The 12,876-nt window shown below is 70.8% G+C and carries 11 protein-coding genes and 1 pseudogene; 4 read left to right on the top strand and 8 right to left on the bottom strand.

The features are described from left to right. Positions 1-2 precede the first annotated feature (2 nt). The 4 genes from C1J00_RS25895 (at position 3) to C1J00_RS25880 (ending at position 5,368) form a co-directional block, all read left to right on the top strand. On the top strand, positions 3-776 hold the full coding sequence (locus C1J00_RS25895) for an SDR family NAD(P)-dependent oxidoreductase (protein ID WP_245936505.1): 774 nt from the start codon (positions 3-5) through the stop codon (positions 774-776). A 254-nt stretch (positions 777-1,030) separates the two neighbouring features. Beyond that, positions 1,031-3,400: a polysaccharide lyase 8 family protein gene (locus C1J00_RS25890; RefSeq protein ID WP_102911450.1), complete on the top strand. Its 2,370-nt coding sequence runs from the start codon at positions 1,031-1,033 to the stop codon at positions 3,398-3,400. 154 nt (positions 3,401-3,554) lie between these two features. After that, positions 3,555-5,138, top strand: a complete 1,584-nt coding sequence (locus C1J00_RS25885) for an acyl-CoA carboxylase subunit beta (RefSeq protein WP_102911448.1) — start codon at positions 3,555-3,557, stop codon at positions 5,136-5,138. Positions 5,139-5,173: 35 nt separating this feature from the next. Further along, on the top strand, positions 5,174-5,368 hold the full coding sequence (locus C1J00_RS25880) for an acyl-CoA carboxylase subunit epsilon (protein WP_030851540.1): 195 nt from the start codon (positions 5,174-5,176) through the stop codon (positions 5,366-5,368). Between the two features lie 161 nt (positions 5,369-5,529). Here C1J00_RS25880 and C1J00_RS25875 read toward each other — a convergent pair whose 3' ends face one another. The 8 genes and pseudogenes from C1J00_RS25875 to C1J00_RS25840 all read right to left on the bottom strand — a co-directional run. Then, positions 5,530-6,111, bottom strand: coding sequence for a GTP-binding protein (locus C1J00_RS25875; RefSeq protein ID WP_014675207.1), 582 nt, complete (start codon positions 6,109-6,111; stop codon positions 5,530-5,532). Then, positions 6,092-6,676, bottom strand: coding sequence for a DUF742 domain-containing protein (locus C1J00_RS25870; RefSeq protein ID WP_102911447.1), 585 nt, complete (start codon positions 6,674-6,676; stop codon positions 6,092-6,094). Before C1J00_RS25870 ends, C1J00_RS25875 begins: the two co-directional genes overlap by 20 nt. 94 nt (positions 6,677-6,770) lie before the next feature. Continuing rightward, on the bottom strand, positions 6,771-7,184 hold the full coding sequence (locus tag C1J00_RS25865) for a roadblock/LC7 domain-containing protein (protein ID WP_056644956.1): 414 nt from the start codon (positions 7,182-7,184) through the stop codon (positions 6,771-6,773). 10 nt (positions 7,185-7,194) lie between these two features. Further along, positions 7,195-10,515: a nitrate- and nitrite sensing domain-containing protein gene (locus C1J00_RS25860; RefSeq protein ID WP_180989699.1), complete on the bottom strand. Its 3,321-nt coding sequence runs from the start codon at positions 10,513-10,515 to the stop codon at positions 7,195-7,197. A gap of 375 nt (positions 10,516-10,890) precedes the next feature. Next, positions 10,891-11,466, bottom strand: coding sequence for a GTP-binding protein (locus C1J00_RS25855; RefSeq protein WP_102911445.1), 576 nt, complete (start codon positions 11,464-11,466; stop codon positions 10,891-10,893). Next, on the bottom strand, positions 11,447-11,842 hold the full coding sequence (locus tag C1J00_RS25850; RefSeq protein ID WP_102911444.1) for a DUF742 domain-containing protein: 396 nt from the start codon (positions 11,840-11,842) through the stop codon (positions 11,447-11,449). The genes C1J00_RS25855 and C1J00_RS25850 overlap by 20 nt, the downstream gene beginning before the upstream one ends. 111 nt (positions 11,843-11,953) lie before the next feature. Continuing rightward, positions 11,954-12,367 (bottom strand): roadblock/LC7 domain-containing protein, encoded by a 414-nt coding sequence (locus tag C1J00_RS25845; protein WP_031138073.1) that lies wholly within the window; start codon positions 12,365-12,367, stop codon positions 11,954-11,956. A gap of 9 nt (positions 12,368-12,376) precedes the next feature. Beyond that, a pseudogene (locus C1J00_RS25840) lies at positions 12,377-12,876 on the bottom strand (nitrate- and nitrite sensing domain-containing protein); the annotation flags it as partial.

The following is a 12,876-nucleotide window of genomic DNA, read 5'->3' as shown; positions in this document are numbered from 1 at the left end:
GGGTGAACCAGTACGGACCCCCGCGACGTCTCGACCGGCGCGTCGCCCTGGTCACCGGCGCCTCCTCCGGCATCGGAGCGGCCACGGCCCGGCGGTTCGCCATGGACGGCTGGCAGCTGCTCCTCAGCGGACGCGACCGGCGCCGCCTGGAGCAGACGGCGTCCGGCACCACGGCCGTCGTACTGCCCGCCGATCTCGCCGCCCCGGACGGCCCGCGCCTGCTGGCCCGGTCCGCGCTGCACACCACCGGCCGGATCGACGTCCTGGTCGCCGGGGCGGGCATGGGCTGGGCGGGCCCCTTCGCCACCATGCCGCACACAGACATCGACCGGGTGCTGACCCTGGACCTCAACGCCACCCTCCACCTCGTGCGCGAGGTGCTGCCCACCATGATCGCGGCGGGGCGGGGCCGTGTGGTGCTGCTCGGCTCGGTCGCCGGCTGCGTGGGCCGGCGGGAGGAGGCGGTGTACTCCGCCGCCAAGGCCGGCCTGGCCGCCTTCGCCGAGGCGCTGCGCCAGGAACTGCGCGGCACGGGCGTGGGCGTGACCTTCATCGTGCCGGGAGCCGTCGACACGCCCTTTCACACCCGCCGCGGCAGGCCCTACGACGGCACCCGCACCGGCCTCCTCTCGCCCGGCAGCGTCGCCGGCACGATCTGGGAGGCCGTCCGGCAGAACCGCGACGAGGCCTACGTCCCCGCCTGGCTGACCGCCCCCGGCAGGGTCCGCGGCCTCGCGCCGGGCCTGTACCGCCGCCTGCTGAACCGCTTCGGCTGACCCGCCGAGACCGCTTCCCGCTCCGGCCGCCCGGGCCGTTCCGCCGTTCCGGTCGCTCCGGCCGTTCCCGCTCGGGCCGTTCCGCCGCTCCCGCTCCCGCTCCCGCTCGGGCCGTTTCCGCCGTTCCGGCCGTTCCCGTTCCGGCCGTTCCCCCGTTCCGCTCACCCGCTCACTCCGGCCGGATCCCCCGTTCAGGTGACCACCTCCTGTGGTAGGGCATGGGCATGACTCCACCACGTGGGTAGGGCATGGGCATGACTCCCCAGCGCCGCGTCTCCCCCCGTCGTACGGCCGGGGCCGCCGCCCTGCTCCGGCCCAGCCGCCGCGCCCTGCTGCTGGTGGCCGCGGGCCTCGCTGCGACGGGGGGCGCGGCCCCCGCGGGCCGGATCACCGACGCCCCGGGCGATCCGTACGACACCCTGCGCCGCCGCTGGCTCGGCATCGCGCTCGGCACCGGCTACGACCCGACGGCCGGGCCCTACGCCGCCCGGCTCGCCGAGACCGGCGCCCTCGCCCGAGACCTGCGCGCGAGCATGACCCCGGCGGCGGACTCCCTCTGGCCGGGCCACCCCTTCGACCCGCCGGCCGGCATCACCCTCAGCTACGGCCGCCTGTGGACCATGACCCAGGCCTACCTTCAGCAGGGCACCGGCTCGACCGCCGACCCCGCCTTCCTCGACGGCATCCTGCGCGGTCTCGATCACCTCTCCGCCACGGTCTACAACCCCGCCACCACCCGTTACGGCAACTGGTGGGAATGGCAGATCGGCAGCCCCCGCCTGCTCATGGACATCACGGCCGCCCTGTACGAGGAGCTGGGGCAGCCCCGGGTCGGCGCCGCCTGCGCCGCCGTCGACCACTTCGTCCCCGACTCGGCCCTCGCCGACTACAGCGGCACCTCCACCGGCGCCAACCGCGTCGACCTGTGCCGCTCCGTCGCCTTGCGCGGCGTCCTCGGCCGCGACCCCGCCAAGATCGCCCTCGCCCGGGACGCCCTCTCCCCGGTTTTCCCCCACGTCACCCGGGGCGACGGCCTCTACGCCGACGGCTCGTTCGTCCAGCACACCTGGGTCGCCTACTCGGGCACGTACGGCCAGGTCATGCTCGACGGACTCGGCCGGCTCTTCGCTCTGCTCGCCGGATCCGACTGGGAGGTCACCGACCCGAACCGGCGGATCGTCCTCGACAGCGTCGAGCGCGCCTACGCCCCGCTCATCCACGACGGGCTCGTCATGGACAGCGTCAACGGCCGGGCCATCAGCCGCGGTCACCTCATCTCCGACGACCGCGAGATCCTGCGCGGCGACCACTACCACGGCCACCAGCTCATCGCCGCCATCGCCCTGCTCGCGGCCGGGGCGAGCCCCGCGGAGCGCGAGCGCTGGCACGCCCGCGTCAAGGGCTGGATCGAACGGGACACCGTGGCCCCGATCCTGACGGCACCCCAGTTCGGCGTCGCCGACCTGGCACGGCTGCACGCCATCGCCGGCTCACCCGCCCCGGCCACGCCCGAACCCCCCGGGCACCACCTCTTCGCCGCCATGGACCGTGCCGTCCACCGCGGCCCCGGATTCACCGTGAACATCGCCATGGCCAGCGACCGCATCGCCCACTACGAGTGCGGCAACGGCGAGAACCCCCGCGGCTGGCACACCGGCGCGGGCATGGTCAGCTGGTGGGCCGGCGCGAGCGACCAGTACACGGACTGGTTCTGGCCGACCGTCGACTGGTACCGGCTGCCCGGCACCACCGTCTCCACCAAGCGGCTCGCCGACCGCGAAGGCGGCGAGTGGGGCACGGCCCGCCCGGACGCGCGCTGGGTCGGCGGCACCACCGACGGCACGTTCGCGGCTCTCGGCCAGCACCTCAAGGGCCTCGGCTCCACCCTCGAAGCCCGCAAGTCCTGGTTCTGCGTCGAGGACGCGGTGATCTGCCTGGGCGCCGGGATCACCTGCGCCGACGGCGTCCCGGTCGAGACGATCGTCGACAACCGCAACCTCGGCGCGTCCGGCACCCAGCGCTTCGTCAAGGGCCCCGACTGGGCCCATCTGGAGGACCACGGCGGCTGGATCCTGCTCGGCCGCGAGCCGAAGGCGCTGCGCGAGGACCGCTCCGGCGCCTGGTCCGATATCAACACCGGCAGCACGCGGGAGCGGCGCACCCGCCGCTGGCAGACCCTCTGGCTCGACCACGGCACCGACCCCGAGGACGCCACGTACGCCTACGTCCTCATGCCCGGGGCGTCCCGGCGGGAGGTCGCGCGCCGTGCCAACGACCGCCGCTGGCTGTCGGTCCTCGCCAACGACGCCGCCCGCCAGGCGGTCGCCGTGCCCTCCCTCGGCTGCACGGCAGCCAACTTCTGGCGGGCGGGGACGGCGGGCCCGCTCTCCGCCTCCGCCGGCGCCGGCGTGCTGATCGTCCGGCGGGGCCGTACCGCTACCCTCTGCGTGAGCGAACCGCCCCGTACGGGCGAACCGCTGGAGGTCGTCTGGGACCACCCGGTCCGCCGGGTCGTCCGCGCGGACGAGACGGTCGAGGTGCTCTCCACGGGCCGCCGGCTGCACGTGCGCGTCACCCCGGGGGAGGCATGCGCCACGCATGTCTGTGACGTGACTCTCGCCTGACCGCTTTGTGCGACCCCTACAAGCGACACGCCCCCTGAGCAGTCGGAAAGGCTCAACCCCGCCACGGTTCTGTTCAGGGGTACCAGGAAAACACGCCGGAGACTGTGAGGAGTCGACGCCCCGCATTCCTCGCTCGGCTTCGTATGGTCGCTACATGACCGTTTTGGATGAGGCGCCGGGTGAGCCGACCGACGCGCGCGGACGCGTGGCCGAACTGCACGAGATCCGTGCGCAGGCGGTGGCCGGACCGAGCGAGAAGGCGACCAGCGCGCAGCACGCCAAGGGCAAGCTGACCGCGCGGGAGCGCATCGAACTCCTCCTCGACCCGGACTCCTTCCGGGAGGTCGAGCAGCTGCGCCGGCACCGGGCCACCGGCTTCGGCCTGGAGGCCAAGAAGCCCTACACCGACGGTGTGATCACCGGCTGGGGCACGGTGGAAGGCCGCACGGTCTTCGTATACGCGCACGACTTCCGCATCTTCGGCGGCGCGCTGGGCGAGGCCCACGCCACGAAGATCCACAAGATCATGGACATGGCCATCGCGGCCGGTGCCCCGCTGGTGTCGCTGAACGACGGCGCCGGCGCCCGCATCCAGGAGGGCGTCTCGGCGCTCGCCGGCTACGGCGGCATCTTCCAGCGCAACACCAAGGCCTCGGGCGTGATCCCGCAGATCTCGGTGATGCTCGGCCCGTGCGCCGGCGGCGCGGCCTACAGCCCCGCCCTCACCGACTTCGTCTTCATGGTCCGCGAGACCTCGCAGATGTTCATCACCGGCCCCGACGTCGTCAAGGCGGTCACCGGCGAGGAGATCACGCAGAACGGCCTGGGCGGCGCGGACGTCCACGCCGGGACGTCCGGTGTCTGCCACTTCGCCTACGACGACGAAGAGACCTGCATCGCCGAGGTCCGCTACCTGCTGTCCCTGCTCCCGCAGAACAACCGCGAGAACCCGCCCCGCACCGAACCCTCGGACGCGGCCGACCGCCGCTCGGACGTCCTGCTGGACCTCGTCCCGGCGGACGGCAACCGGCCCTACGACATGGCCAAGGTCATCGAGGAGATCGTCGACGACGGCGACTACCTGGAAGTCCACGAGCGCTGGGCCCGCAACATCATCTGCGCGCTGGGCCGGATGGACGGCCAGGTCGTCGGCATCGTCGCCAACCAGCCCCAGGCGCTGGCCGGTGTGCTGGACATCGAGGCCTCCGAGAAGGCGGCCCGCTTCGTCCAGATGTGCGACGCGTTCAACATCCCGATCATCACTCTTCTGGACGTCCCCGGCTTCCTCCCGGGCGTCGACCAGGAGCACGGTGGCATCATCCGCCACGGCGCGAAGCTCCTCTACGCCTACTGCAACGCGACCGTGCCGAGGATCTCCCTGATCCTGCGCAAGGCCTACGGAGGTGCGTACATCGTCATGGACAGCCAGTCCATCGGTGCGGACCTCACCTACGCCTGGCCGACGAACGAGATCGCCGTCATGGGCGCCGAGGGTGCGGCCAACGTCATCTTCCGCCGTCAGATCGCCGACGCCGAGGACCCCGAGGCCATGCGGGCCCGCATGGTCAAGGAGTACAAGTCCGAGCTGATGCACCCCTACTACGCGGCCGAGCGCGGCCTGGTCGACGACGTCATCGACCCCGCCGAGACCCGCGAGGTGCTGATCAAGTCCCTCGCCATGCTCCAGACCAAGCACGCGGACCTGCCGTCCCGCAAGCACGGCAACCCGCCGCAGTAACACTGCGGACATCTTCCTCACGGAGACTGACACTCATGGAATCGCCTGACATCCGCGTCGAGAAGGGCCACGCCGAGCCCGAGGAAGTCGCCGCCATCACGGCCATCCTCCTGGCCCGCGCCGCCGCCCGCCCCACGGACCCGACCCCGGCCCACCGCGGCCGCATCAAGGCGGGCTGGCGCCGCCTGGAACGCGAGCCGGGCTTCAGGGCCCCGCACAGCTGGCGCTGACCAACAGCACGAAGAAAGGCCCCTCCACACGGAGGGGCCTTTGCCTTTGCGGTTAGGGGCGCGGGGAACTGCGCGACAAGCCCCCACGAACCCGCACCCGGCACGCAAACAGCCCCCGGCAACCCAGAGGCCGCCAGGGGCTGTCCTACAGCAACGGAGAACTACCGCAGACGAGCCATCAACGCATGCTCCACCAGCGTGATCAACGCAGACTTCGCATCGGCACGATGCCGCGCGTCCGTCGTGATGATCGGGGTGTCGGGGCCGATCTGGAGCGCCTCGCGGACCTCGTCCGGCGTGTACGGCTGCTGACCGTCGAAGCCGTTCAGCGCGATGACGAACGGCAGCCCCGAGTTCTCGAAGTAGTCGACGGCGGGGAAGCAGTCGGCGAGCCTCCTCGTGTCGACCAGCACGATCGCGCCGATGGCGCCGCGCACCAGGTCGTCCCACATGAACCAGAAGCGGTCCTGGCCCGGCGTACCGAAGAGGTACAGGATCAGGTCCTGGTCCAGGGTGATACGGCCGAAGTCCATGGCGACCGTCGTGGTCGTCTTGTCCCCGGTGTGGGTCAGGTCGTCGATGCCGGCCGAAGCGGACGTCATGACGGCCTCTGTGCGCAGCGGATTGATCTCCGAGACGGCACCCACGAACGTGGTCTTGCCCACGCCGAAGCCGCCAGCCACCACGATCTTCGCGGACGTGGTGGAGCGGGAAGGCCCTCCGCTAGAGCTTGCGAAGTCCACTGAGCACCCTTTCGAGCAGTGTCACGTCTGGCTGGCCGCCGGCGTTCTCGTCGCCGCCGGGCTGATGGATGGCGACCAGTCCCGCCTCCGCCAAGTCGGCGACGAGGATCCTGGCCACGCCGAGAGGGATCGTGAGGAGCGCCGAGATCTCGGCGACCGACTTGATTTCCCGGCAGAGGTTGCAGATCCGCTGATGCTCGGGCAATTGGCCCTGCATCTGGTGCGGCTGCGCAGTGGTGTGCACCAGCGCCTCGATGGCGAGCTGGTAGCGGGGGCGGGTCCGGCCGCCGGTCATGGCGTACGGACGCACCAGCGGATTGTGATTGTTCGACCCTCCGCCGGGCGCCGGCTCGGGGTTGCGGCGCTGCGGCTGCACAGGCTGGATACGCGGGGCCGGCGGCTGGTCGTACGGCGACGGGCCGGGGCCCTGCGGCGCGTACGGCTGCCGGTGGCTCGGTGCGGAGGGGAAGTTGTAACGGTTCGGGTTCTGACCACCGTCGCCCTGGCCCTGGGCAGGACCGTACGACCAGTTGCCCGAAGACGAACCGCTTGGGGGTGTTGCCACTTTCTCCTCCTCCGACTGTGCCTGGCACCCATCGCTGTGGAGCCGCGTCCCGAAACCTTACGGCCACGGGACGCCAAAACACACCGTCCGTCTGTTAGTTGAGCAGGCTCCCCTGGAGCTCTGCACGAAGGTCCGGTGTCAGGACCGTACCGGCTCGGTCGACCAGCAGGGCCATCTCGTACCCGACCAGGCCGATGTCCGCCTCCGGATGTGCGAGAACGGCGAGCGACGAACCGTCCGATACGGACATGATGAAGAGGAATCCCCGCTCCATCTCCACAACGGTCTGGTTCACGGCGCCTCCCTCGAAGATCCGGGAAGCGCCCGCCGTCAGCGACGTCAGACCGGAAGCGACGGCCGCGAGCTGGTCGGCGCGGTCGCGGGGGAAGCCTTCGGACATCGCCAGAAGGAGTCCGTCGGCGGAGACCACCACCGTGTGGGACACCCCCGGGGTGTTGTCCACGAAGTTGGTGATCAACCAGTTCAGGTTCTGTGCCGCCTGGCTCATCGGGCTCACACTAACGCTCCTGGTTGTAGGTGCTGTCAGGACCGAAGCCCTGGCCGTTCGTTTCACTGCCTGCGCTGCGCCCGCGCTGGACGCCCCGACGCAGGTTGCTCAGCCTGCCCCGGACGTCCTCCGGGGCGCGGGAGACCTGTGGGCCTCCCTGGGGGGTGCTCTCGGCGGCTCCCTCGATCAGGTTGGCCTTGGGCACCCGCCTCGGCAGGCCGGATGAGGTGACCCCGCCCGCCTTGGGCTTCCGGAGCTGCGAAGCCTGCTGCCACCGCTCGTCGTTGGCCGAGCGCCAGTTGTCGCCGTTGCTCTCCGGAGCGGAGGCCGGCGGCTCCTGGCTCCCCTGCCGTGCGCCACCCGTGCCGTTCGCACCGCTCGCGGTGGATCCACGGCGGGGAAGCCCGGCGTCGGTCATCGTGTGAGCGGCGGAGGGGCTCGATCCCGGACGGTCGAAGCCTACGCGGTCCTGCTCACTCGCGTCAGCGGCCTGCGTAGATTCCGTTTCCGGGGCCTGAGAAGGGTACTGGCTCGGGTAGCCGTTCTGGTAACCGTCCTGCTGCGGCCAGTCGTCCTGGTGGCGCCGCTGCTCGAACGCGGCGAAACCGCCCTGCCCGCCCGCGCCCGGAGCCGAGGGCTCCTCCTGGACCGGCTCCGCATAGGAGGGCTCCGGGTAGCCGCCGTTCGGCGAGAAGGTGTCGTTCTGCGGCAGACCACCGTTCGGCGCGTAGTACTGCTCGTCGTACGCAGACCGCTGCGGCTCCTCGTACGACGCCTGCTGCTGCTCCTGGTACGGCGCCTGCTGCTCCTGGTACTGCCCCTGCTGCTCCTCGTACGGCGCCTGGCGGTCGTACGCGGACGGCTGCTGCTCCGGGTAACCCGCCTGCCCGGTGTCGTAGCCCTGCCCGGTGTCGTAGCCCTGCGCGCCGTTGTACTCGTCGGGGTACCCGCCCGCCTGGTTCGGCTCCTGGCCGCTCTGCCCGGGCAGCGCGGGCTGCTCGTGCGACTGGGACTCCAGGGCCGCCCGGCGCTCCTCGCGCATCAGGGAGCGGCCCACGGGGTCCAGCTCGCGTATGTCGTCGGGGACGTCGGAGTAGCGGCTGTCGTCGAAGCCGAGCTCCGCCGCCGTGCGCATGCCCGGCTGGTTGAAGCTCTCGCCGCCGAAGCTCTGCTCCGGGATGATCTGCGAGACGGTGAACTCGTCGCGGTCCACGTGCTGCTCGCCGCCGCCGCCGTGGGTGATCGCGTCCGGCAGCATGACCAGCGACGTGGTGCCGGCCTGCTCGCCCGAGGGGCGCAGCTGGACCCGGATGCCGTGCCGGTCGGACAGCCGGCCGACCACGAACAGGCCCATGCGCTGCGAGATCGCGGCGTCCACGGTCGGCGGGTTGGCCAGCTTGTGGTTGATGTCCGCGAAGTCCTCGGCGGTGAGGCCGATGCCCTTGTCGTGGATCTCGATCATCACGCGGCCGTCGGGCAGACGGGTCGCGGTGACGCGGACCTTGGTCTGCGGGGAGGAGAACGTGGTGGCGTTCTCCAGGAGCTCGGCGAGCAGGTGCACGAGGTCGGTCACGGCACGGCCGTGGATCTCGGCCTCCGGAACACCGGACAGTTCGATGCGCTCGTACTGCTCCACCTCGGAGGAGGCGGCGCGCAGCACGTCCACCAGCGGGACCGGCTGGTCCCAGCGGCGGCCGGGCTCCTCGCCGGCGAGGACCAGGAGGTTCTCGCCGTTGCGGCGCATACGGGTCGCCAGGTGGTCCAGCTTGAAGAGGTTCTCCAGCTGGTCCGGGTCGGCCTCGTTGTTCTCCAGGTCGGTGATCAGGGTCAGCTGGCCCTCGATCAGCGACTGGTTGCGGCGCGACAGGTTGGTGAAGATCGCGTTGATGTTGCCCCGCAGCAGGGCCTGCTCGGCGGCGAGCCGGACGGCCTCACGGTGGACCTGGTCGAAGGCGCGGGCGACCTCGCCGATCTCGTCCGTGGTGGTGATCGGGATGGCCTGGACGCGGGTGTCGACGCGGCCGGGGTCGGTGCGCGAGAGCTGGTCGACCAGCATCGGCAGGCGCTGCTCGGCGATACCGAAGGCGGCGTTGCGCAGCTGGCGCATCGAACGGCTCATCTGGCGGGCGACCGCACCGGCCAGGATGAAGGCGAGGAGCAGGGCGACCACGACGGCGGCACCGGTGATGTAGGCGTCACGCTGGGCGTCGTCGGCGATGTCGGACGCTTCGGTCACGGCCTTGTCGGCCAGCTCGGTCTCGATCTTGTTGTACGCGTCGAACTTCAGCGTGGTGACGGCCCACCAGTTCTGAGCCGTGATGCCTGCCTGGGCGAGGTCGGCGCGCTCGCTCGGGTCCGTGGACGACAGCGCGGCGATCCTCGCCAGCATCGTGGTGGGGTTGGCGGGCGGCGGTACGTAGTCCGGATCCTTGGCCTTGGCGTCCGCGGCCATCTTCGCGCCGTCGGCCTTGATCTGCTTCTCGGCCGCCGTCAGCTTGGCGAAGTCCGCTTCGGTGCCGCCGCTCTCGTACTCCTGGATGGCGATGCGCTCCAGGTAGGCGTACGAGGACAGGGCGATGCGCTGGCTGGCCAGATTGCCGCCGTCCGGTCCGGGCTTGATCAGCATGTGCATGCCGATGGAGCGCTGGAGGGAGAGTGCGCCCTTGGTCAGCGAGATGGCGTAGACGGTGCGGCCGTAGCTGGTGATGTTGCCGGTGCCCAGGCCGAGCTCGTTGGCGAACTCCAGCAGCCTGTGCTCGGTCTCGACGTAGCCCTCTTCGGTCTGCACGCCCTTGAGCTGGCTGGTGTAGGCGGCCGCACGCAGCTGCGTGAGCTTCGGCTCCACCTCGCGGAAGCGCTCCAGGCGCCGCTCCAGGCCGGGCCGGTCGGGCATGTTCTTGACGGCCTCGTCGAAGGCGTCGGACGCCCTGTCGGTGTTCGCGCGGGCCTTCACGACCGTCGGGTCCTTCGCGCCCTTGCCCTGGAGCAGGGGTGCGGCGGTCACGTCGCGTTCGACGAGCAGCTCGTTGCCGTAGGCCAGGGCGGCGCGGACCAGGCGCGCGGTGTTCTCCGCGTCCTCGGCCTCCTGCCAGGTGTCGATCGAGCTCTTCACCTGGAAGCCGCCCATGACGAGGCCGACCAGCACGGGTATGAGCAGGATCGCGTTCAGCCTGGTCGCCACCCGCCAGTTGCGCGGAGAGAGACGGCCGCCGCTCTCGGCGGGCGCGGCCGTCGGTTCTGAACCGGGCACGGGGGCGGGCGCCGCTGTGCGCGGCGGCGGGGTGAAGTTGCCCCGGGCCGACGGCTCGGGACTGTTCTTGCTTCGCCTCACTCGACCAACAACCTCTCGGCGGTCGGCACCAACGTTGTGCCGCAGTGTTCAGAGCCCAAGACGCCACGACGGACGCGTACGTCATTGACTATTGGGCAGTTCAGGCATTCCAGCACGACGACCTGCGCTCTTCCAAACAGTCCGGGGCGGGGAATCGACGTGATGTAAGCCCCAGATAAAACGGTCATAAAGAACGAGCCCCGCCAAAAGGCGGGGCCGTTGTGAGCGCAGCGAGACCGGATGTGCGCGACGCGTGGCCGTACCACCAGATTCCTCTGCCGAAACGTTATGAACACCTTGGCCGACCGTGTCAAAGGACACAGTCGGCTCCGGCGTATCTACGACAACTGCCGTATGGCGCTCCAGAATTGAGTGCTACCTCAGCCGTGCCATCAGAGCGTGCTCGACCAGCGTGATCAGGGCACTCTTCGCATCGGCCCGGTGCCGGGCGTCCGTCGTGATGATCGGGGTGTCCGGTCCGATCTGGAGCGCCTCCCGGACCTCTTCGGGCTGGTAGGGCTGCTGGCCGTCGAAGCCGTTGAGGGCCACGACGAACGGCAGACCCGAGTTCTCGAAGTAGTCGACGGCCGGGAAGCAGTCGGCCAGGCGCCGGGTGTCCACGAGCACCACCGCGCCGATGGCGCCGCGCACCAGGTCGTCCCACATGAACCAGAAGCGGTCCTGGCCCGGCGTACCGAACAGGTACAGGATCAGGTCCTGGTCCAGGGTGATACGGCCGAAGTCCATGGCCACCGTGGTGGTGGTCTTGTCCCCGGTGTGGGTCAGGTCGTCGATGCCCGCGCTGGCCGAGGTCATCACGGCCTCGGTCCGCAGCGGGTTGATCTCCGAGACGGCGCCCACGAACGTGGTCTTGCCCACGCCGAAGCCACCCGCCACCACTATCTTCGCGGAGGTGGTGGATCGACCCTGGTCAGAGCTTGCGAAGTCCACTGAGCACCCTTTCGAGCAGTGTCACGTCCGGTGCACCGGTGGCGTCGTCGCCGCCCGGCTGGTGGATCGCGACGAGACCGGCCTCGGCGAGGTCCGCGACCAGGATCCGGGCCACACCCAGCGGCATGTTCAGCAGCGCCGAGACCTCGGCCACCGACTTCACCTCACGGCAGAGGTGGCAGATCCGCTGGTGCTCCGGGAGCAGCCCCATGAGCGCGGCGGGGTCGGCGGTCGTGCTGATCAGTGCCTCGATGGCCAGCTGGTAGCGCGGCCGGGTCCGGCCGCCGGTCATGGCATACGGCCGTACCAGCGGCTGGTCGCCCTCGTCCACGTACGGCTCCGCGTACGGATCATGAGAGGCGGTGGGCGGGGTCATGGGTCCTCCGGGCGGGACAGCAAGTCGGTCAGCAAGCCGTCTGACGGGGCCTGTGTGGGGTGTGTGCGGCAGCCGGACGGTGATGGGGGGAGACGGGTGGTGCCGGGCCGATCAGTGGAGCAGACTGCCTTGGAGCTCGGCTCGCAGGTCGGGGGTGAGGACCGCGCCCGCGCGGTCGACCAGGAGCGCCATCTCGTAGCCGACGAGGCCGATGTCGCACTCGGGATGGGCGAGGACGGCCAGGGACGAGCCGTCCGAGACGGACATGAGGAACAGGAACCCTCGCTCCATCTCCACGACCGTCTGCGCCACCTCACCGCCCTCGAAGATCCTTGAGGCGCCTGCCGTCAGCGACGTCAGGCCCGAGGCGACGGCCGCGAGCTGGTCCGCGCGGTCGCGCGGGAAACCCTCCGACAGCGCCAGGAGGAGACCGTCGGCGGACACGACGACGGTGTGGGACACCCCGGGGGTGTTGTCCACGAAGTTGGTGATCAACCAGTTGAGATTCTGTGCCGCCTGGCTCATCGGACTCAACTAACGCTCCTGCTGGTGAGTGGGCCGTGGGTGGCTGCCGGTCTGGGTGGACCCGGCCTGACGACCCTGTGCGATTCCCCGACGGAGATTGGTCAGCCGGCCGCGCACGTCATCGGGCGCACGCGAGACCTGAGGACCGCTCTGGTGGGTTTGCTGCTGTGCCGTGCCCGGGACGAGGTTCGCCCGGGGCACCCGGCGCGGCAGGCCGGAGGTGGTGACACCACCCGCGGCGGGCTGGCGGACTCGCTCGGCCTGGCGGACGAGGTCGTCGTTCGGCGAGGTACGCCATCCGGCGGGGGCTGTGGACCGCTGCGGACCGGTGGGTCCCTGCGGTTGCTGCGGGGCGGCCGGGGCGGAGCCGTTGTTCTGCGGCTGCTGCTCCTGCTGGCCGTGGAACCAGTTGGTCTCCAGCGTGTCGTACAGCGGCGTACGACCGTCGCCCGGACCGGACGCCGGCGGCAGGGCCTCGGGCTCCTGCCGGACGGGCCGGGCCTGGGGGG

Source organism: Streptomyces cahuitamycinicus (genome assembly GCF_002891435.1).
Classification (GTDB): Bacteria; Actinomycetota; Actinomycetes; order Streptomycetales; family Streptomycetaceae; genus Streptomyces; species Streptomyces cahuitamycinicus.
This window is presented reverse-complemented; position numbering and strand designations above follow the sequence as displayed.